The organism is Arthrobacter paludis, assembly GCF_056782315.1.
This window is the reverse complement of record NZ_JBXAEW010000003.1, coordinates 40,647-61,856: the sequence shown is the minus strand read 5'-3', so window position 1 is coordinate 61,856 and position 21,210 is coordinate 40,647. Positions and strand designations below refer to the sequence as shown.

Annotated in this window: 14 protein-coding genes; 3 read left to right on the top strand and 11 right to left on the bottom strand. The window is 74.4% G+C overall.

Annotated elements, in window-relative coordinates:
• Window positions 1-53: 53 nt before the first annotated feature.
• The 5 genes from AC1Q5D_RS03110 to wecB are packed head-to-tail and all read right to left on the bottom strand — an operon-like array spanning window position 54 to window position 6,071.
• On the bottom strand, window positions 54-821 hold the full coding sequence (locus AC1Q5D_RS03110) for a hypothetical protein (RefSeq protein ID WP_481737106.1): 768 nt from the start codon (window positions 819-821) through the stop codon (window positions 54-56).
• The gene (locus AC1Q5D_RS03105) at window positions 818-1,972 is read right to left on the bottom strand and encodes a GSCFA domain-containing protein (RefSeq protein ID WP_481737105.1); all 1,155 of its coding nucleotides are present in this window, start codon (window positions 1,970-1,972) and stop codon (window positions 818-820) included. The genes AC1Q5D_RS03110 and AC1Q5D_RS03105 overlap by 4 nt, the downstream gene beginning before the upstream one ends.
• Entirely contained in the window at window positions 1,957-4,632 is a 2,676-nt protein-coding gene (locus AC1Q5D_RS03100) for a glycosyltransferase (protein ID WP_481737104.1), read from the bottom strand. The genes AC1Q5D_RS03105 and AC1Q5D_RS03100 overlap by 16 nt, the downstream gene beginning before the upstream one ends.
• Window positions 4,620-4,922, bottom strand: coding sequence for a hypothetical protein (locus AC1Q5D_RS03095; RefSeq protein WP_481737103.1), 303 nt, complete (start codon window positions 4,920-4,922; stop codon window positions 4,620-4,622). The genes AC1Q5D_RS03100 and AC1Q5D_RS03095 overlap by 13 nt, the downstream gene beginning before the upstream one ends.
• A 3-nt stretch (window positions 4,923-4,925) precedes the next feature.
• Window positions 4,926-6,071, bottom strand: a complete 1,146-nt coding sequence (gene wecB, locus AC1Q5D_RS03090) for a non-hydrolyzing UDP-N-acetylglucosamine 2-epimerase (protein ID WP_481737102.1) — start codon at window positions 6,069-6,071, stop codon at window positions 4,926-4,928.
• A 152-nt stretch (window positions 6,072-6,223) separates the two neighbouring features.
• On the opposite strand from wecB, the gene AC1Q5D_RS03085 reads away from it, so the two are divergent.
• Entirely contained in the window at window positions 6,224-7,132 is a 909-nt protein-coding gene (locus AC1Q5D_RS03085; RefSeq protein ID WP_481737101.1) for an ABC transporter permease, read from the top strand.
• Window positions 7,132-8,031 (top strand): ABC transporter ATP-binding protein, encoded by a 900-nt coding sequence (locus AC1Q5D_RS03080; protein ID WP_481737100.1) that lies wholly within the window; start codon window positions 7,132-7,134, stop codon window positions 8,029-8,031. The genes AC1Q5D_RS03085 and AC1Q5D_RS03080 overlap by 1 nt, the downstream gene beginning before the upstream one ends.
• A 284-nt stretch (window positions 8,032-8,315) precedes the next feature.
• Here the strand turns inward: AC1Q5D_RS03080 and AC1Q5D_RS03075 are convergent, their stop codons facing one another.
• Genes AC1Q5D_RS03075 through AC1Q5D_RS03060 form a run of 4 tightly spaced genes read right to left on the bottom strand, consistent with a single transcriptional unit; the run spans window position 8,316 to window position 13,883 of the window.
• Window positions 8,316-9,140, bottom strand: coding sequence for a serine hydrolase domain-containing protein (locus tag AC1Q5D_RS03075; protein WP_481737099.1), 825 nt, complete (start codon window positions 9,138-9,140; stop codon window positions 8,316-8,318).
• A 2-nt stretch (window positions 9,141-9,142) separates the two neighbouring features.
• Complete coding sequence (locus AC1Q5D_RS03070) at window positions 9,143-10,216, bottom strand: NAD-dependent epimerase/dehydratase family protein (RefSeq protein WP_481737311.1); 1,074 nt, start codon at window positions 10,214-10,216, stop codon at window positions 9,143-9,145.
• A 32-nt stretch (window positions 10,217-10,248) separates the two neighbouring features.
• Complete coding sequence (locus AC1Q5D_RS03065; protein ID WP_481737098.1) at window positions 10,249-12,864, bottom strand: alpha/beta fold hydrolase; 2,616 nt, start codon at window positions 12,862-12,864, stop codon at window positions 10,249-10,251.
• Window positions 12,858-13,883 carry a 3-oxoacyl-ACP synthase III gene (locus AC1Q5D_RS03060; protein ID WP_481737097.1) on the bottom strand — a complete coding sequence of 342 codons (1,026 nt, stop codon included), beginning with the start codon at window positions 13,881-13,883 and terminating at the stop codon, window positions 12,858-12,860. The genes AC1Q5D_RS03065 and AC1Q5D_RS03060 overlap by 7 nt, the downstream gene beginning before the upstream one ends.
• Window positions 13,884-14,036: 153 nt before the next feature.
• Between AC1Q5D_RS03060 and smc the strand changes: the two genes are divergently transcribed.
• Window positions 14,037-17,627 (top strand): chromosome segregation protein SMC, encoded by a 3,591-nt coding sequence (gene smc, locus AC1Q5D_RS03055; protein WP_481737096.1) that lies wholly within the window; start codon window positions 14,037-14,039, stop codon window positions 17,625-17,627.
• A gap of 24 nt (window positions 17,628-17,651) precedes the next feature.
• Here smc and AC1Q5D_RS03050 read toward each other — a convergent pair whose 3' ends face one another.
• Complete coding sequence (locus tag AC1Q5D_RS03050; RefSeq protein ID WP_481737095.1) at window positions 17,652-19,688, bottom strand: CocE/NonD family hydrolase; 2,037 nt, start codon at window positions 19,686-19,688, stop codon at window positions 17,652-17,654.
• A gap of 43 nt (window positions 19,689-19,731) precedes the next feature.
• On the bottom strand, window positions 19,732-21,021 hold the full coding sequence (locus AC1Q5D_RS03045) for an ATP-grasp domain-containing protein (protein WP_481737094.1): 1,290 nt from the start codon (window positions 21,019-21,021) through the stop codon (window positions 19,732-19,734).
• Window positions 21,022-21,210 lie beyond the last annotated feature (189 nt).

Sequence of the window (21,210 nt, the reverse complement as noted above, 5' to 3'; positions counted from 1 at the left end):
GGCCCTCGCCGTTTCCGCGTGCGGCGCCGCCGCCCCCGCGGCAGCGCGCGGCGCTAGACCTTCAGGCCCAGGCCGTCCCGCAGCAGCGCGCCCATGTGCGCGCGGCCGTAGTCGGCGTTCATGTGGTAGAAGTCGCCGCGGGCGTACAGGGAGTCCTCGGCGGTGTCCGCCGGGTCCGCCAGGCCGAACTCGGGCCGCGTGAACATCGGGGCGGCCAGGGTCTCGGCTGGCTGCCGGACGACGCCGATGCCGTCCGCCTCCAGACGGGCCAGCTGGCGCTCGAAGTCCGCGAGCGTGCGTTCGGCTTCGCCTGCGTCGACCACGGCGCGCACGTCGTCGAAGCGCTTGCCCTCGCGCTGCAGGGCCCAGTGGAGCGGCATCGCCTGGGGGAGCACCCAGATGGGCTTGTCGGTGCGGCGGCGCAGTGCGCGCACCGTGCGCACCATCTTGGTGGCGTCGAAGACGGCGTCGAGGTACCGGCCGTAGAGCGGCTCGGAGAGGATCGACACGGGCAGCTTCCCGCCGAACGTGTCCCGCCGGTGCTTGACGGTCTTCTCGATGAGATTGATGACGGAGAAGTTCATGCCGACGACGGCGAAGGCGTCGGCCGCGTCCGTGTCGACCTCGACGTCCGCCTCGATGACGGGCACGTTGCCCAGGACCTCGGGCTCGGCGCCGCCGCCGGTGATGCGCAGGCGTTCCGTGCCGTAGGTCCGCTCGATGTGGAACCGGGCCTCGGCGCCGTCGGCGTCGCGCAGCAGGGACCGGGCGGCCTTGGCGGCGTGGCCCAGGTGGGAGTTTCCGATGAAGGTGATGTTCATTCTTTGCTGAAAGCCTCCAGTAGCGCCTCTTCACAGAACACGGTCTCGCCCGCCTCCTCGTTCTCGGCGGCCGCGGCGGATGCCGTGGCCACCGGGGCTGAGGCCGCGGCGGCCGGGGCGGCGGTGCCCGCCGGAACCGGCGTCGTGGACCCCTGGGCCGTCGTCGCGGGTGCGGCACCGCCCGGCGCGTGCTCGGCGAAGAAGTAGCCCATGACGGTGCGCACGCCCTCGTCGGTGACCCCGCGCAGGGTGTCGTCGAAGAACCGCCCCCCGGAGACCTGCGAGGTGATGATCTCGTAGGACGGGAAGTAATCGATGTCGTCGTGCGCCGCGGCGAGGTCGCCGGCGACGGCGCGCAGCACGGCCTTGGAGTACGACGTCGCGGTGAGCACGTGGCCGCCGGTGGCGGTCGCCGCGAGCGCGACGGGGGAGACGGTGAGCAGGAAGCGCAGGCCCGGCTTGATCCGGTGCGCCAGCTCCCGGAACGCCAGGAAGTCGGCGATGATCTCCGGGTAGGTGAAGTTGCGGAACGCGTGCACCTCCGGGTCGTACGAGCCCGCGATCGTCCCGGGGGCGGTCGGGTAGACCGTCCCGGACGGGCGGTGCTCCCAGCCCTCCGTGAGCCCGAACGTGTACACCATGACGTCGGCGCGCTCGATCATGCGCTTGACGGCGCCGAGGTGCCGGCCCCGGTGGAGGGCGACGAGCTCGGGCGTCTCCAGCCCCTCCGGCTCGACGGACGGCCGGAGGGCGTCGTAGTAGCGCCCGTTGCGCTCCCAGACGGCGTCCTGGGGCTCGAACTCGCCGAGCGCCTCCTGCGCGAGCTGCAGGAGCTGGCGCACGTAGTAGATGTTCCCGAACCTGGCGGAGTAGATCCCGTATCCGAACTCCTGGGCGGTCGCCGCGTCGATCAGGGGCGGCGCCGGCTCGGTGTCCACCACGGTGTACCCGTTCTGGCGAAGGTGCCGGGCGATGTGCTGCGCGAAGCAGCTCCCCGCCGTCGCGATCTTGTCCCCGGGGGACAGCTCGAACTTCTTGCGGTACAGGTTCTCGAGGCCGTCGGCCGGCCGGCCGGTGACCCCGGTCCGCCAGTAGGTCTCCGGCGGGTTGCCCCGGTACGGGCTCGCGGGCTTCTTCACTGCCTCGGACATGGATCCTCCTGGGCGTTGACGAATGAGGACACCTGGGGGTCCTCCCAGACGTGTTCGTGGTACAGGCCGGCGATCCGGCGCAGCGTCGCCTCGGCCTCGGGCCGTTGGTCGGCCGGAACGAGCTCGAGCTTGCGCAGGTACCAGTCCCGGAAGAACGGCTCCAGCCGGGTCCGCCGGTATGCGTCCATGAGCCCATTCTCCCGCAGCCAGGCCGCCCGCGGCTCTTCGAGGAGCAGGTACTTGCCGAAGAAGCGGGCGCCGACCGAATTGACGGTCGAGTCCTCCACCGCGGCGTAGTAGGCGTGGATGGGCTGGTCGAGCACCGCGAGGCTGCCGGTGTGGAAGAGCAGCTGCTGGAAGAAGTAGCTGTCCTGGCCCACGGCCCCGACCGGCTGCTCGAGGCCCAGGCTGCGCAGCCACGCCGTGCGGGCGACCAGGGCCTGGATGCTCATGGGTCGGAACGCCAGGGCCTCGAGCGTGCCCGGCTCCGGCCGGAGCACGGCTCCGTCGCCCGGCATGGCCCGGCGCAGGTACCCGGTGTAGCGGGCGACCCGCCGCTCCGTGCTCCAGCGGACCATGTTCCCGATTGCGAAGTCGACGCCGTGGCGGACCAGCAGCGGCACGAGCCGGGCGTAGCCGTCCTCGACGGCCTCGTTGTCCGGGTCCAGGTACGTCGTGAACTCGCCCCGGGCCAGTTCGAGGCCGCGGTTGCGGGGACGCGACGCGCTGCCGCTGCCGCCCGGCGCGAACCGGTCGACGCGCATCTGCGGGAGGTCCCGCTCCAGCCCGGCGAGGGCATCGACCGTCGCCGGGTCCGTGGAGCCGTCGTCGACGAGCAGGATCTCCATCGAGTCGAAGAGGCTGCTGCGGCGCAGGCTCGCGACGCACTTGTGGACCAGGTGCGCGCCGTTGTTGTAGACCGGGACGACGACGCTGAGGACCGGGGTGGCGGCGCCGTCCGGGCCGGCGGACGCCGCGTCGATGGCGGGGCGCCCCTGCGCCGGCCCGACGGCGGCGCCCCGCACGCTCACCGACTCGCGGCCGGCGGGGGCCACCTGGAACGCGTCCATGGCGTAGTGCCCGGCGTCGCGGGCGCCGCCGTCGTCGGCCACCCAGCGGGAGCCGAGGCCCCGGGGGGCCGCCCCGGCGACCATCCGGTGCGACCCGGCGTCGGCGGCCCGGGGGCCGCCAGCGACCTTCGCCACGGCGGACGCGTCCGCGTACTTGTAGGCGTTGAGGTGGTCCTGGACGTAGTGGGTTCCGTACTCGAACGCCGGGTCGACGTCGAGCACGACGTCGGCGTCGGCACCGCCGGCGCGGTACGCGTCGCGGGAGCGGACGGCGACGGGGCCCGCGCTCTGGCGGGCGAATGCGCGCTCCAGCCCGGGGGTGGGCTCGTCGGCGACGGCGACGGCGGCCAGGCGCCGCGCGGGGACGGGGAGCCCGACGGCGGCGAGCATCCGGTCGAGCCCGTAGAGCGACAGCTCCGAGGTGAACGCGGCGCGGATCCCGTCCTCCTGGATCCGGCGCTGTTCCGCGAAGCCGAGCGTGTCGAGGAAGCCCGCCACGTCCCCGGCGGAGTTCGCCAGGTGCACGTGCGGGAAGCGGCTGTTCAGGCCCAGGCTGTAGTTGCTGAGCACCACCGTGCCGGACGCCTGCAGCTCGATGGCGCGGTTGGCGTACATGGTGGCGCTGCCGGCCACGGAGTTCAGGTTCACGGCCACGTCGCACACGCGCTGCACGTCCATGAGGAACGCGTGGTCGACCGCGTCGGCGAGGTGCGGCAGGAACTCGCCCGGAAAGGCGTAGCGCTCGTCGCGCAGGCCGGAATTCCGGTCGAACACCACCAGCGGGCGGCCGGAGGCGGCCACGCCGCGCAGGAGCTCGCGCCCCCACCGCGCCCGCTCGGGGTACTTGCCGCGGTGCCAGGAGCCCGCGAAGTAGACCGTCGGAGCGGGTGCGTTCCGGGAGCCGACGGGGGAGTGGTGCAGGGGATTGACCCCGAACGGGATCGCCTCCACGTGGGAGGCCCGGGGGCAGTCGCGCCGGTACGCGTCCACCATCTCCGCGGCCGTGGTGAAGACGGCGTCGCACGCGGCGGCGACCTCGACGAACTGCGCGTAGTTCGGCGGGTCCTCCTTCGAGTACCAGATCAGCGGGACGCGCGCGTCCCGGAAGCGGGGAAGCACCCTGTCCAGGAGGAAGCGCCGGGCCCGCGAACCGGGCGTGCCCAGCCCGCGCCACGATTCGCCGTCGACCCCGCGCCACGTGCTCGCCACGAGCAGGCAGTCGAGCCCGGCCTCCAGCGCCTCGGCGTGGTTGTCCGGGGTGACGGGGACGAAATCGGCCAGCCCCTCGAGGCTGGAGTACAGAAAGCGGTCGGCGACGATCCCGATCCGGTGGGGCACGGGGCGGTGGGCGCGGCCCCGCATCCGGGCCGGCAGCGCCGCGGCCGCCTCGCGCAGGCGGGCCACGTGGTCGGCGACGGCGGACGGGGCCCCGGCCAGGCGCTCCTGGAGGGCGGTGGGACGGGCGGCCCCGCCGTCGGACGACAGCTCCGCCAGACGCGCCGCGATCGCCTCGCCGCGCACCAGGGCGCCGTAGCCGTCGACGGCGGCCGCGGAGTCCGGGGCCGCGCCGCCGCCGGTCACTTGGTCCACCGGGCGGTGATTTTGCGCACGAGTCGGGGCGCGCCCCGCCGGGCCCTGCCGGCCAGGCCGCGCGGGCCGCCGGCGTCGCGGAGCCTGGTCCGCAGCGTCAGCAGCCCCGTGGCCCGGGCCAGCGAGACCGCCACGCCGCGGACCCGCAGCTCGCGCAATTGCCGTTCGAGCTCGACGACGCGCGCCAGCGCGGCCGCCTCGGACGCGTAGGACGCCTGCAGCTCGCGGCCGAGCAGGTCCACCTGTCGGCGGAGTTCGGCCTCGCCGGCCGCCGTGTCGGAATCCGCCATGCGCTAGACCGAGAATTCGTCGATGCGCGAACCCACCCCGAGCAGCTCGGCGATGGCGGCCACGGTGCGCGCGGCCGCGCGGCCGTCGCCGTACGGGTTCACGGCGTTGGCCATCTTGTCGTAGTGGCCCTGGTCCTCGAGCAGGCTCGTGACCTCGGCGACGATCCGCTCCTCGTCCGTGCCGATCAGGGAGACCGTGCCGGCGTCGACGGCCTCGGGGCGCTCCGTGTTGTCCCGCATGACCAGGACCGGCTTGCCCAGGCTGGGCGCCTCCTCCTGGACCCCGCCGGAGTCGGTGAGGACGACGTGGGCCAGGGAGATCAGGCGGGTGAACTCGCCGTACGCGAGGGGCTCGGTCACGACGACGTTCGTGGCGCCCTCGAGGGCCGGCAGCACGGCCTCACGCACGACCGGGTTGCGGTGTGCCGGCAGGACGATCGTCAGGTCCGGGTTGGCGGAGGCGATGCGCGCGAGCGCGCGGCCGACGCCGCGCATCGCGTCGCCCTGGTTCTCCCGGCGGTGGGTGGTGACCAACAGCACCTTGCGGCCCGAGGCGGCGAGCTCCTCCAGCGCGGGGTCGCTGAACGGAACCTGCTTCTCGACCGTGGTCAGCAGTGCGTCGATGACCGTGTTGCCCGTCACGACGACGTCCTGCTCCGCCACGGCCTCGCGCAGCAGGTTGCCGCGGCTGACCGAGGTAGGGGCGAGGTGGAGGCTGCTGATCTGGGAGGTGAGCTTGCGGTTGGCCTCCTCCGGGAACGGGGAGAAGAGGTCGAAGCTGCGCAGGCCGGCCTCCGCGTGCACGACCGGGATGCCGTGGTAGAAGGCGGCGATGGCGGCAGCGGTCGACGTCGTGGTGTCCCCCTGGACGACGACGGCGGCGGGCTTGCGCTCGGCGAAGAGCGCGTCGAGGCCGTCGATGGTCCGCGTCAGGATGCCGCACAGGCCCTGGTTCGGCCGCATGATGTTGAGGTCGTGGTCCGGGACGATGTCGAACAGTTCGTTGACCTGGTCCAGCATCTCGCGGTGCTGTCCCGTGACGACGACGGTGCACTCCAGCTCCGGCGAGTCCTGGAGGGCCTTGATGATCGGCGCCATCTTGATGGCCTCGGGGCGGGTGCCGTAGATGGGCATGACCATGGGGTTCATTCGCAGCCGTGCTTCCTTCGGTGGGGACGTGACGTTCCCTGCCACTCTACCGAAATGCGCCTGCGCCGGACGCGCGGCGGTAGAGTTGGGGCACGCCCGGCCCGCTACGTGCAGTGCGGGGCGCCCCGTTCCCAGCACGACGTGGAGGTTCCGTGTCCAAGCCGCTCTTCGGCAACCGACTGGCGCGGCCGGCCAAAACGGCCCGCCCGACGCTGGAGGTGGCGGTCGACACGCGCTCCTTGGTGCGGATCGGCCGCCGCAAGTCATTGCCGGAGTACATCGGCGGCCTGTGGCGCTACCGGCACTTCATCATGGAGGACTCGAAGGCCCGGGTCGAGACGCGCAACCACGGTTCCCTGCTGGGCAACGTGTGGCTCGTGCTCACCCCGGTCCTCAACGGCCTGACGTACTTCCTGGTGTTCGGCCTGTTGCTCGGCACCAGCCGCGGCATCGAGAACTTCCTGGGCTTCCTGATCATCGGCGTGTTCATGTTCAGCTTCACGAGCCGCGCGGTGTCGAACGGCGCCCGCTCAATCCAGCAGAGCCGCACGATGATCTCGGCATTCCGCTTCCCGCGGGCCACCCTGCCGATCGCGGTGAACCTGCGCGAGCTGCTCGCCGTCGTCCCCGCACTGGTGGCCATGGTCGTGATGATCATCATCCTGCCCGACGCGGAGACCATCACGTGGCGCTGGCTCCTGGTCGTCCCCGTGGTCGCGCTGCAGTACCTGCTGAACCTCGGCATCTCGCTGTTGCTGGCCCCGATCGTAGCCACCGTCACGGATGTGGCCAACCTGATCACGTTCGGGATGCGCATCTGGCTCTACGCCTCGGGCGTCTTCTACTCGTACGAACGCTTCACCCAGAACCCCCAGCTCCTGGCCGTTCTGGAGCTCAACCCCATGCACCAGGTCCTGGACATGACCCGCGACCTGATGCTGTACGAACGCCTGCCGGAGGCCGGATCGTGGCTGATCCTGGGCGGCTGGGCGGCCGGCCTCTTCGCCGTGGGCTTCATCGTCTTCTGGCTCCGCGAGGAGAAGCTGGGGAAGGAATCCTGATGACCACCGAGCAGCAGAACCCCCAGGCCGCCGAGGACGTCCGGCGGGTCGAACGCCCCGCCGTCGTCCTCGACAGGGTCGCCATGACCTACACGGTGCCCACCCGCTCGGAGAAGGCCGCGGCGGAACTCCCGTGGGGGCGGCGCGTCTCCAACACGCTGTTGCGGCGGAAGCCGACCGTCAAGGTCCACGCGCTGAAGCCGTTGTCCCTCGTCGTCGAGCACGGCGAGGCGGTCGGCATCGTGGGCCGGAACGGTTCGGGCAAGAGCACGCTCAGCAAGCTGATCAGCGGGCAGCTCGCGCCGACCTCCGGGGCCGTCTACGCGTCGAGCACGCCGATCCTCCTGGGGGTCAACGCAGCCCTCCAGCCGACGCTGTCCGGACGGCAGAACGTCTACCTGGGATGCCTGGCGATGGGCATGCAGCCCGCGGAGATCGACGCGAAGTTCGAGTCGATCGTGCGCCTGGCGAATCTTCCGGACGAGATCGACCTGCCCATGGGGACCTACTCGGCCGGCATGGCCTCGCGGCTGCGCTTCGCGATCGCCGCCAGCGTCGATCCGGAGATCCTGGTGATCGACGAGGCCCTGAACACGGGCGACGCGGCCGTGAAGGAACGCACCAAGGTGCGCATGGACGAGCTGCGGGCGCAGGCCGGCTGTGTGTTCCTTGTGAGCCACAGCATCGGCGTGATCAAGGACATGTGCAGCCGGGTCCTGTGGATCGACCGCGGGGAACTCATCATGGACAGCGATCCCGCGACCGTCCTGAACTACTACCGCCGGTACATCAAGTTGCTGGCCACCGTGACGCCGCAGTCCGCGAACGTCTACCGGCGCCGGCTGGAGAAGTCCCAGCAGAGGCTCCGCGTGGTTCCGGACCCGCGCTGGCCGGCCTAGTTCCGCTTCTGCGGCCCGCGCGAAGCGGTGCCGGCGGTGCGCCGCCCGCCTGAGTCCGCGGCAGGACCACCGCTGCCGGCTCCCGGAGCGCGGGCGTCCCGACCAGGGACTCGGCGGCAAGCGTCCGGTTGCTCTGGCGCCCCCAGGGATCCAGGCGCGTGCCCACCGTAGGGCGGGGCGCCGACAGGCGGCGCCGCAGGGGCAAAGCCGCGGGTGGCGGTCGCCTCGCTGGCCGCCCCAGACCCGCGACAGTGCGTGAAGTCCCGGGGGGTCTTGGCCTTTTCCTAGCCCGTCCGGCGGCCGTACCGGCGCAGGACGGCGTCGGTGAAGGCGGGCCATGCCTCCACGGCCCACGGCCCGAAGTCCCGGTCCGTGAGGGCGACGCACGCCACTCCCGCCTCGGGATCCACCCACAGGAACGTCCCGGACTGGCCGAAGTGCCCGAACGTGTCCGGGGAACTGAGAGCCCCGGTCCAGTGCGGCTCCTTGCGGCTGCGGATCTCGAAGCCGAGCCCCCAGTCGTTCTCCTTTTGGCGGCCGAACCCGGGCAGGACGCCGGCCAGCCCGGGAAAGCGGACGGACGTGGCCTCGCGGACCGTCTCCCGGGGCAGCAGTGTGGGCGACTGGAGCTCTGCCGCGAAACGGACCAGATCGTCCACCGAGGAGACGGCGTCCGCGGCGGGGGATCCTTCCAGCCGCGTGGCGTCCATGCCGAGCGGAGCGAGCACCGCCTCCTGCAGGTACTCGCCGAACCCGAACCCGGTGGCCTGCTCGACCGTCTCCCCGAGTAGTTCGAAGCCCGCGTTCGAGTACAGCCGGCGCTCGCCCGGCGCGTAGCGGACGTCGCGGCCCGAGAAGTCGTAGCCCGCGCAGTGGGCCAGCAGGTGCTCGACGGTGGCGCCTTCCGGCCCGGCCGCCGTCGTCAGCTCCAGCGCGCCTTCCGACACGGCCACCAGCACCGCGTACGCGGCCAGCGGCTTCGTGACCGACGCCAGACGGAACGCGCGTCGCGTGTCGCCGGCCGACGCGGCGACGGTGCCGCCGGCGTCCACGACGGCGGCCGCCGCATGCTCGACCGGCCAGTCGTTCATCATCTCGAGCGGGTCCATGGCTAGCCTCTCCCTGGGGTTGGTATCGGATTCTGCGGGCCCTGCCCGCCATAGTGTGCGGCCAGCCGGCGCAGTCCCTCGTCCAGCCCCACGCGCGGTTCCCAGTCGAGGACCTCGCGGGTCGCGCGCTGGTCGAACCAGTGGCTGGTCGAGAGCTGTTCGGCCAGGAACCGGGTCATGGGCGGCTCGTCGCGCACCCAGCCGCGGCGCCCCGCCAGCAGCCACGCAGCCTCGATGGCGGCCCCCGCCGCGCGGGCCGCGGTCCCCGGCACGGAGCGGCGCGGCGCGGGCACGCCGCCGGCGGCGCACATCGCCGCGAGCAGCTCGCCGACCGGCCGCGGCTCGCCGTTGGTGACGACGACGGCGCGGCCCCGCAGCCGGTCCAACCGGTCGAGGGCGCGGGCGATCGCGTCGGCGGCGTTGTCGATGTAGGTCGTGTCGATGAGGGCGGCCCCGCCGTCGAGCAGCGGGAGCCGGCCGGCCGCGGCGCGCGCGAGGACGCGCTCCACGAGCTGCGTGTCGCCGGGGCCCCAGACGACGTGGGGGCGGACCGCCCCCACGCGCAGCCCGTCGCCGTCGGCCGCCAGGGCGAGGAGCTCCGCCTCCGCCTTGGACCGGGCGTAGTGGCCCCGCGCCGCGGCCGGGTCCGCCGGGTCCGCCCCGGCGCCGGCCAGCGGGCGGCCGGCGTGTGCGACGGACGGGGAGGAGACGAAGACCACGTCGCGGCAGCCCGCCTCCCGCGCGGCCCGCAGGACGTTGCGCGTGCCCTCGATGTTCGTGGCGACGAAGTCGGCCCACTCGCCGGTGAACGAGACCTTGGCCGCCAGGTGGACGACGGCGTCGGCCCCCTCGAGCGCCCGGGCGACGGCGCCGCGGTCGGCGACCGAGCCGCGCCCGGCCACCGTCCCCGGCACGCGGGCCGGGCCGCGCTGGAAGGTGCGGACGGCGTGGCCGGCACCCACGAGGCGGGACGCCACGGCCCCGCCCAGCATGCCGCTGGCACCGGTGACCACCACGCGCCGGCCGGGGGCCTCCGGCCACCCGGCAGGCTCCGCGTCCGGCCGCGCGGTGCGCACGGCACCGGCCGCGTTCGTCCCGCCGCGCCCGGTCACAGCCGCGGCCTCCGCCCTCCGGCCAGCGCGCGTCCGGCCCAGCGGGCGAGGCGCGTGCGGTCGACCTTGGCGTTGTGCCTGATGTCGGTCGGCAGCTCGGGGACGGCGAGGACGGCGGCCAGCCGCACACCCGTGTGGTGGCGGACGGCGTGGCGCACGGCCCCGGCGAGCGCTGGGTCGGCCGGTCCCGGCCGGACACCCGGCCGCGGGGTCTCGACGACGGCGACGGGCACCTGCGCGCCGTGTGGGCCGACGCCGACGACGCCGGCGCGGGAGACGCCGTCGACCGTCGCGGCCGCGTGCTCGGGGGCGACGGGCGTGACGACGCCCGCGGCCGTGGCGAGGACGTGGGCCAGGCGCCCCTCGACCCAGAGCCGGCCGTCGGCGTCGAGGTGCCCCACGTCGCCCGTGCGGTGCCAGCCCGGCAGGGACGACGACGCGTGCTCGGTGGCCCAGAGCCGGTCGTAGCGGTCCTTGGTGTGCGGCGCGGACACCGCGATCTCGCCCGTGGTCCCCGGGGCGGTGGTCGGTTCGGCGGCGACGGAGCCGTCCGCGCGCAACGGCAGGACCGCCACCCGCGCGCCCGCGACCGGCAGCCCGACGCACACGCCGTTGCCCGGCCCGGCGGCCCGGATCCCGGCCAGGTCGATGTCGGTCGCCGGCAGCGTCTCGGTCATCCCGTAGGGGGTGTGCAGGGAGGCGGCCGGGAGGAGGTCCTGGAGCCGGCCGAGCAGCGGCTCCGGCACGGGGGCGCCGGCGGACAGCATGAGGCGCACGCCCGCCAGCGCCTCCCGGCCCGTGGCGCCCAGGCCGTCCGCCGTGTCCAGGACGTTGGCCAGGGCGGCGGGCGAGGCGAACACGGCGGTGGCGCCGATCGCTGCGGCCGCCTCGCCGAGGGCCCGGGCCGTGAGCGTCTTCGGGGCCGTGACGTCCATGTCCGGCGTGACGGACACGGCCCCCAGCGCCGGCCCGAGCAGGGCGAAGGGCGCGAACCCCGCGACGAGGCCGGTCCCGGGACGCAGCCCGTACGTGGACTGGAGGGTGTCGCGCATGGCCGCGAGCTGGCGGTGCGTGTACACGACGCCCTTGGCCGGCCCCGTGGAGCCGGACGTGAAGAGGACGGCCGCGTCGGCGTCGGGCGTCGGTTCGGGCAGCGCGACGGGGCGGTCCCGTCCGGCCGCCTCGAGGCCGGCGAGGGTGTCGGCGGCCCCCAGCGCCAGCAGGGCGGGCCGGGGGAGGTCCCCGACGAGGATGCGGGTGCCGGGCCAGCCGAGGGCCCGGGCCCCGGCCAGCGCCCGCGGGATCCCCACGAGCACGTCGGGGCGGGCCCCGCGCACGGCGCGCCCCAGCCCCCGCGTGCCCAGGCCGGCGTCGGCCACGACGATCACGGCCCCCAGCCGCAGGCACGCGTAGACGAGGCACGTCAGGTCGGTGCCCGGTGGCACGAGCAGGCTGACCCGTGAACCGGGCCCGACCCCGTGGGCGGCCAGGCCCGCGGCCACCGCGTCCACGCGGGCGGCCAGTCCGGCCCAGGCCAGCCGGTGCGGGGCCGCGCCGTCCCGGCCCATGTCGACGACGGCGGTCGCGGCGTCGTTGCGGCGGGCGTCGAGCTCGGCCGCGAGGGGGCGGTAGGGGCGCCCCTCCGGGCGGGCCCCGGCGGGGGCCGGGCGGGGCCCCCCGACGGCGGCGTCCCGCGGCACCCGGGCGTCGAGCCACTCGAGGATCGGCGTGGCGGTGTCGCGGTCCTCGGCGAGCAGGTGTCCGGCCCCCTCGAAGCGGTGGACGTCCGCGTGGGGGAGGCGCTCCTGCAGGTCGGCCAGGTAGCGGTCGGAGAACACCGGGTCCTCGGGGCCCCAGAGCAGCAGGGCCGGCGTCTCGAGGCCCCGGACCCCCTCGGCGACGGACTCCAGCGTGTCCCAGCTCGGGTGGGCCGGGCCGGCCGGGATGTCGGCGACGAATTGCCGGATCCCCGCGCGGCGCAGGGCGCTGCGGTACGGGGAGCGGTAGGCCGCGCGCACCCGGCGGGGCAGGCGCGGCCGGGCCAGCGAGAGCGTCGTGTCGAGGAACGCCGTCGTCCCGGCCGTGCCCCAGGCGTGGACGGCCGGATGCAGCGCGGCCTTCAGGGCCGCCGGGACGGCGTGCCCGGCCGGGTGGACGGCCGTGTTGAGCAGGACCGTGCCCGCCAGCAGCCCCGGGTGGCGCAGCGCCCACCCGAGGGAGACGAGGCCGCCCCAGTCGTGGCCGACGGTGACGACGTGACCCGCCAGGCCCAGCTCGGCGGTGAGCGCCGACAGGTCCGCGATGCGGTCCGCTATCCGGCGTGCGGTGCCCGTGCGCGCGGAGTAGCCCATCTCGAGCTGGTCGACGGCGACGACGCGCCACGGCCGCGGCGCGTCCGTGGCGGCGGCGACCAGGCCCCGCCACAGGTAGGACCAGGTCGGGTTGCCGTGCACGCACAGCAGCGTTCCGGCCGGTTCGGCGCCCCGGCTGGCCAACTCGTCCGCGTTGTCGAGCACGTGCCACTGGTGGCGGCGCGGCGAGCCGTCCGCGGCGGGGACGGACACGAACCGGGACCAGCCGGCGCGCACCCCGGGCCAGGGGCCAGCTACCACGCCAGCTCCATCATCGTCGTGTTGAGGCCCGAACCGACCCCCATGCACAGCACGCGGTCGCCCGGCGCGAGGGTGTCCGCCTCGTGCGCCAGCGTCATCGGCAGGGACGCGGGGCCGACGTTGCCCCACTTCGGGAACGTCACGGGCACCTTCTCGCGGACCAGGTCCACCGCCTTGACGATCGCGTTCGTGTAGGACTTCGAGACCTGGTGGGTCACGTAGCGGTCCATGCGCCGCCAGTCCCAGCCGCGCAGGTGGGCCTCGTCCCACGCCGCCACGACCAGCTCGAGCCCGTTCTCCAGCAGGCCCTTCGTGTCCGTGAACATGCCGGAGTGCCCGCCCACGCACAGGCCGTGGTGCTCCGTGCCCGCGCGCGAGACGCCGCCGAGGATCCGGTGCGAGCCCGGGTGCCGGTCGGCGGGGCCGACGACGGCGGCGGCCGCGCCGGAGCCGAGCGTCAGGGTCGCGAACTCCCGCAGGAAGTCCTCGCGCGTGGAGTCGGCCCGGTTGAGCCGCTCGAACGTGCGCTCCTGGGTGGGCCGGGCGTCCTCGCCGGCGACGATCAGCGCGTATTCGATCTGCCCCGCGTCGATCATGCTCGCGGCCAGGGTCAGCCCGTTGACGAAGCCCAGGCACGCGTTGGCGACGTCGAAGTTCAGTGCGGAGGAGGGCAGGCCCAGGCCGTGGTGGATCCGGACGGCGACGGAGGGCTCGAGGTTCGCGCGCGTGACGGACGTGTTGATCAGCAGTCCCACGCGCTCGGGCTCGATCCCGGCCTCGGCCAGGGCCTTCGAGCCGGCCTCGATCGCGCCGTCGTCGAACGCCGTCCCCTCGGGCCACCAGCGCCGCTCGCCCACCCCGGCGACGCGCTCCAGGAGGCGCCGCGACAGGCGGAGCCGCTTCAGGCTCGGGGCGAGGCGGCGGTCGAAGTCCGCGGAGTCGACCACCACCGGGGCCTCCACCGCGGTGACCGAGAGGATCGCCGCGTTCTCGTGCCGAAACGTCGCATTGCCGTCCAAGTATCCAACCTTCTTCTGGTGGTGTGGCCCCGCCGGGAAGCCCCGCCGCGGAACCGTTGCCCAAGCGTTAACTATGCACGGTCGGGCCCCGATGGCACATATCCCGGGAGCGGCATGGGCCGCCCGCGCGGCGCGGGCCGGTAGATTGGACGGGTGCACCTCAAGACGCTCACCGTCCGCGGATTCAAGTCGTTCGCGTCCGCGACGACGTTCGAATTCGAGCCCGGGGTGACGGCCGTCGTGGGGCCGAACGGCTCCGGCAAGTCCAACGTCGTCGACGCCCTCGCCTGGGTGATGGGGGAGCAGGGCGCCAAGACCCTGCGCGGCGGCAAGATGGAGGATGTGATCTTCGCCGGCACCGCCGGCCGGGCGCCGCTGGGCCGCGCCCAGGTCTCGCTGACCATCGACAACGCCGACGGCGCCCTGCCCATCGACTACGCCGAGGTCACCATCTCCCGGACGCTGTTCCGCTCCGGGGGCTCCGAGTACGCGATCAACGGCTCCCCGTGCCGGCTGCTGGACATCCAGGAGCTGCTCTCCGACTCCGGCCTCGGCCGGGAGATGCACGTCATCGTCGGCCAGGGCCAGCTCGACCGGGTCCTCCACGCGACCGCCGACGACCGCCGCGGCTTCATCGAGGAGGCCGCCGGGATCCTCAAGCACCGCCGCCGCAAGGAGAAGACCCTGCGGAAGCTGGACGCGATGCAGGCCAACCTGTCCCGGCTCCAGGACCTCACCACCGAGGTCCGCCGCCAGCTGGCGCCGCTGGGCAAGCAGGCCGAGGTCGCGCGGCGGGCCCGCACCGTCCAGCACGAGGTCCGGGACGCGAAGTCGCGCCTGCTCGCCGACGACATCGTCCGCCTCCGCACCGAGCTCGAGCGCGACGCGGCGGCCGACGGGGCCCTGCGCGCGGAACACGACGACGCGGCGGCCGCGCGCGACCGGGCCGCGGGGAGGCTCGCCGCGCTCGAGGCGGAGGCGGCCCGGCTGGCGCCGGCCGTGCACGCCGCCCGCGACACCTGGTACGCGCTGGGCTCCACCCGGGAGCGGTTCCGCTCCCTGGCCGCGCTCGCCGAGGAGCGGGCCCGCCTGCTCGGGCGCGAGGAGGCGCCCGCCCCCGGCCGGGACCCGGACGCGCTCGACGAGCAGGCGGCGCGCACCGCACAGGAGGCGGCAACCGCCCGCGGCGCCGTGGAGGCCGCCCGCGGCCGGCTGGAGGGCGCCCGCGGCGAGCGCGCGGAGGCCGAGCGCGCCGCGGAGGACGAGGACCGGCGGCTGACCGCCCTGCTGCGCGCCGCGGCGGACCGCCGCGAGGGCCTCGCGCGGCTCGCGGGCCAAGTCGGTGCCGCCCGCACGCGGATCGAGTCCGCGGAGGCCGAGCGGGGCCGGCTGCGCCAGGCGCGCGACGCCGCGGCCGCCCGGCGGGACGCGGCCCGCGGCGAGTTCGCGCACCTGGAGCAGCAGGCCGCCGGCGTCGAGGACGGCGAGGAGGGGCTGGACGCCGAGTACGAGGAGGCCATGGCCGCCGTCGAAGCGATCGAGGCGGAGCTCGCGTCCCTCGCCGAGCGCGAGCGTGCCGCGGACCGCGAACGCGGAGCCCTCGCCGCGCGGCTGGACGCGCTGCGCTCCGCTCTGTCCCGCGGCGACGCGACGGACGCCGTGCTCGCCGAGGGGGCCCCGGGGATCCGGGGCCGGCTCGCGGACGAACTGACCGTCGCCAAGGGCCACGAGGCCGCCGTCGCGGCCGCGCTCGGCCCGTTCGCCGAGGGGCTCGCCGCGGACGGCGCCGACGCGGCCGCCGCCGTCGTCGCCGGGCTGCGCGCCTCCGGCTCCGGCCGCGTGCACGTCCTGGTGGCCGACGCCCCCGGCGCCCCCGCCCCTGAGGCCCCGCCGGAGCCGGCCCTGCCCCTGGCCGGGCTCGTCAGCGCGCCCGGGCCGCTGGCCGCCGCGCTGGCGCTCCACCTGGCGCGCACCGCCGTCGTCCCCGACGCCGCGGCGGCGCTGGCGCTGGCCCCGCGGGCGCCCGGCTGGGTGTTCGTGACCCCCGACGGGGACCGCTACTCCGCCGCCGGCATCGCCGGCGGCGGCGGGTCCGGCGCCTCGCTGCTCGAGCAGCAGGCCGCCGTCGAGGAGACGACGGCGGCGCTCGCCGCGGCCGAGGCCGGCTGGGAGCGGCTGCGCTTCGAGGCGGCCGGACTCCGGGACCGCCTCGTCGGCGCGCGCGAGCGGGCCGACGCGGCCCTGGAACGGCTCCACGAGTCCGACGCCCGGATCGCCGGCGTGGCCGAGCGGCTCGGGCACCTGGGCTCGACCATGCGGCAGGCGGAGGGCGAACTCGAGCGGCTCGACCGGCAGGAGGGGGAGGCCGCGCAGGCCCGCTCGCGCGCCGCCGCCGAGCTCGAGGAGCTCACCGCGCGGCTCGAGGCGGCCCAGTCCGCGCCCGCGGACGAGGAACCGTCCCACGAGCGGCGGGACGCCCTGGCCGCGGCCGCCCGCGACGCCCGCCAGGCCGAGATGGACGCCCGGCTCGCCCTGCGCTCCGAGGAGGAGCAGGCCTCCGGCCTCGAGCGGCGCGCCGAGTCCCTGCGCCGGGCGGCCGCCGCCGAGCGGGCGGCCCGCGAGGCGGCCGAGCGCAAGGCCGCGCGGCGGCGCCGCCAGGCCGCCCGGGCCCGCGCGGTCGAGGCGGGCGCCCGGCTGGCCCTGCGCGCGTGCGACGGGTCCCTGGAGGCCGCCGGCGCCGAGCGCGACGCGGTCGAGGCCGAACGGGCCGGGCTCGAGGAGGAGCTGGGGGCCCTGCGCACCGAGGCGGACCGGCTTGCCCGGCGCGTCGCCGACCTGGCCGCGGCCCTGCACCGGGACGAGCTCGCCCGCGCCCAGCAGCGGCTGCGGCTCGAGGCCCTCGGCGAGCGCGCCGTCGAGGAGCTCGGCCTGACCCCGGAGCACCTCGTGGAGCACTACGGCCCGCACCTGCCCGTCCCCGTCGAGGCCGCGGCCACGGGGGACAAGTGGGCGGCCCTGCGCCAGAAGGTCGACGACGAGGGGAACCCCGTGGTCGAGGGGGTTCCGTTCGACCGGGACGAGCAGCGCCGGCGGCTCAAGCGCGCCGAGAAGGACCTGGCCTCCCTGGGGAAGGTGAACCCCCTGGCCCTGGAGGAGTTCGCGGCCCTCGAGGAGCGGCACCGGTTCCTCGCCACGCAGCTGGAGGACCTCAAATCCAGCCGCAAGGACCTGCTCGACATCGTCAAGGACGTCGACGAGCGCGTGCGGACGGTCTTCGCCGAGGCCTTCGCGGACACGGCCGTGCAGTTCGAGCGGGTCTTCGGGCGCCTGTTCCCGGGCGGCGAGGGACGGCTCGTGCTCACCGACCCCGAGGACATGCTCGCGACCGGCATCGAGGTCGAGGCCCGGCCCGCGGGCAAGAAGATCAAGCGGCTCTCGCTGCTCTCCGGCGGGGAGCGGTCCCTCACGGCCGTGGCCCTGCTGGTGGCCATCTTCAAGGCCCGCCCGTCCCCGTTCTACGTCATGGACGAGGTCGAGGCGGCCCTCGACGACACCAACCTGGGCCGGCTGATCACCATCTTCGAGGAGCTGCGCGAGTCCAGCCAACTGATCGTGATCACCCACCAGAAGCGCACCATGGAGGTCGCCGACGCGCTGTACGGCGTGAGCATGCGCGGCGACGGCGTGTCCCTGGTGGTCAGCCAGCGGCTGGAGCGGGCCGGCGCGGAGGGCGGGGCGGACTGAGGCCGCCCCGCCAACCGGCGGGCGCTAGACCAGGTCCCGGGGGATCTCCCGCTGCCAGTTCCGCGAGAACACCCGCGGGTTCCCGCGCTCCTCGTCCAGCTCGTACGCGTCCAGTTGCGCCGTCACGACGAAGTGCGTGGGCGTGGACGTCAGGACGGTGCGCGTGTTCACCTGCGTGCGCCAGTCGCCCCGCTCGTACCGCCGCAGCGTGCGCGTCTCGCCGCGCACCGAGTTCACGTCGTTCCAGCGGAAGCTGTACCACTCGTCCGACTCGCGGCGGATCCGGGTCCCGGTCTCGTCGATCTCGAACATGCCCTGGTCGTTGACGATCTCCACCGTGGACACGTTCGTCTCCAGGTCGCGGTGCACCCGCCAGTGGTGGCTGCCCGGCTCGACCAGCGTGGTCTCCAGCTCCGGGGCGGCCTCCGGCTCGCCGAACGGGCGGAGTTCGCCGTCGTCGGCCCGCGGGGCGCGCTCCGGCAGCTCGAGGCAGCCGCCCGGGTGCAGCGTGACGGTCACGTCGTCCGGGCTGGGCCACACCAGCGGCCAGTACGACGTCGAGACCGACAGGCGGATCCGGTGCCCGGCCGGGAAGCGCTGGGCCAGTCCGTTGAGCTCGATCCGCACCATGTAGCGTTCGCCGGGCACCAGCGGCTGCGGGTCCTCGCTGCCGTCGCGGTGCGTGAGGTTGAGCAGCCCGTACGTCACGCGCGTGGCCTCGCCGTTGGGGGCGACGTCGGAGAGCCGGGCGACCAGCTGGGCGACGGGGCGGTCCGCCGAGACCTCCGCCTCGAAGCAGGGGCGCCCGAACACCTCGATCGGTTCGGCGAGCGGGGCCGTCTCGTACACGAGGCAGCCGCCGTCCTCCTCGCGCTGGTCGAACGGCAGGTCCGGCAGGGCCGCGTAGGAGGCCCACTTGCCCGCGAACATCCCCACGCTCAGGGGCGACTGCAGCGCAACGTCCCCGCCCCGCTCCACGTCGCGGCCCGCGCGCACCAGCCGGTGCCGGCCCCGCTCCCAGCGCCGGACCTCGATGTTGGGGGAGGGCCAGGACGGCTCGGCGATCCACCGCCCCGGCCGGTCCTCGTACGTCGCCTTGGGCGAGACCGGGTCCTGCATCCAGGCCCGGACCATCGGCTCCCGGTCCAGGCCCGTGTCGCGCCCCTTGAGCCAGTGGTCCCACCAGCGGACCACCTCCTGGAGGAACCCGATGGCGGGTCCCGGCACGCCCTGGTGGGGGTACTTGTGGCCCCAGGGCCCGATCAGCCCGTAGCGGGGCACGTCCAGGTGCTCCATCAGGCGGAAGATCGCGTTCGTGTAGCCGTCGGCCCAGCCGCCGACGGCCAGGACGGGGATGCGGACGTCCGAGTAGTCCTCGCACACGGAGGCCGGCTTCCAGTAGTCGTCGCGGCGCTGGTGCTCGAGCCACTTCTCGATCCACAGCCCGCTGCCGTCCAGCCGCTCGTGCCACAGGTCCCGCCAGCGCTCGCCGACGATCTCCGGGTCCGGCGGCAGGCTGTTGAACGCGAACATGACGGTGGCCTCGGAGAGGTTGTCGCCCAGCAGGCACCCGCCCATGTAGTGCATGTTGTCCACGTAGATGTCGTCCGTCGCGGAGGCGCTGATGATGGCCTTGAGGGCCGGGGGCCGGCGGGCGGCGAGCTGGAGGGCGTTGAAGCCGCCCCAGGAGATGCCCATCATGCCCACGTTGCCGTCGCACCAGGGCTGGTCCGCTAGCCAGGCGATGACGTCCTCCGCGTCCTCGTGCTCCTGCGGACGGTACTCGTCGGCGAGGACCCCGTCGGAGTCCCCGCTGCCGCGCAGGTCCACGCGCACCCCGATGTAGCCGTGGCCGGCGATGTACGGGTGGTTCAGCTCGTCCCGGGCCCGGGAGTTGTCGCGCTTGCGGTAGGGGATGTATTCCAGGATGGCCGGGACGGGCTGCCGCTCCGCGTCGGCGGGCATCCAGATCCGCGCGGCGACCCGCGAGCCGTCGCGCAGCGGGATGAAGACGTTTTCGATGGAGCGGACGTCGTGGGGAAGGTTCTCGACGGTGTGCATCCAATTCCTCCTGTGCGGGGGCGTCGGGGCGGGGGCGTGCGGATCAGTCGGTCGGCGGCGGGTCGAAGGAGAAGGGCAGCAGTTCCACGGCCCGCCGGTAGCGCTCGAGGAGTTCGTCGCGGTCGGACGCCCCGAGGTACACGATCCCGATGATGTACCGGTAGCTGTCCTGGTTGGGCAGCTCGGAGAGGCGGTCCCCGACGCGGGCCTGCGGCGCAAAGTGCGCGCCCGGGATCTCCTCCGCGAGCCGGCGCAGGTCCTCGTCGCCGGGGACGCTCGCCACGATCCCGTCCTCGTCGTGGAACACCATGCACTGGGACGCGACGGAGAACCGGCCCTGGCGGTGGGGCATGTCCGGCTCCCGGCCGAGGGCGACGTCGATCGCGACCTCGTGGTTGCTCACCCCGTCGACCTTCGCGAACAGGTCGCTGTGGGACTGGGAGATGCGGGTGTTGACCTCGATGAGCCAGAGCTTGTCGTGGGGCCGGTCCCACATGAACTCGGCGTTGAAACAGGCGTTGTCGTAGCCGATGTGCTCGAGGAACCGCCGGGAGAGGTCGATCATGCGCTCCTGGACGGACTCCGGGACCGTGTGCGCGGGGTAGTCGAGGCGCTCGAAGCTGGTCCCCTCCGCGTCCTTGTGCATGTCGAACACGCCGTGGACGGAGAACCGGCCGTGGCTCACGCAGCCCTCGGGGGCGGCCTGGATGCCGGTGACGAACTGCTCCGCGAGGCAGGTGTTCCCGCCCGCGCCGGCGAGCTCTGGCGGCAGGTCGACCATCCCGAGGACCTCGTTGAACGCGTCGCCGACCTGTTCGATCCCTTCGCGGATCTGCCGGACGGCGTCGGCGAAGTCCTCCTCGTTGCGCACCTCGAACCCGAGGTTCGAGGAGTGGGCCTTCACCGGCTTGACCCAGAACGGGAAGTCCACGTCGATGCCGGCCAGGGCGTCGTCGTCGAACGGGTCGAACGAGCTGAACGCGGGGACGCACTCCGGGATGGAGGCGGCCTGCTCGAGGCGGCTCCAGTACTTGTGCTCGCACTTGAGCACGCTCGACAGCGACGGGGCGGGGATGCCGCGCTCCGCGGCGAGGATGGGCCCGAGCACGCTCGTCGGGAAGTCCCAGTGGGCGATCACGGCGTCCACGCTTCCGTCGAACGCGTCGAGCACCGCCCGGGCCTCGGACAGGCGCGCCCCGAAGTCGATGTCCTGGTCGACCACGAGCCGGTCGTAGGAGAGCAGCGGATGGAACCGGTAGTTCTCCGCGCCGCGCACGGTGCCGAGCTCGCCGGCCTGGAAGTCGGTCAGGCCGAGGACGAAGACGTTCTTCACATCGGATCCTTCCTGTCGGGGAACGGCCCGCGGGGGGTGTGCGGCCGTTCCGACCGACCCAAACACGGCCCCGGGGGGCGGTCAAGGGCCGCCGCACGCCGCGGCAGGGCCGGGACGGGAGGGGAAGCAGGAGGCGCCGGAGGGGGACGACGGCGGCCGTCGGCGCGGAGGGGCGTGCACCGCGCGGTG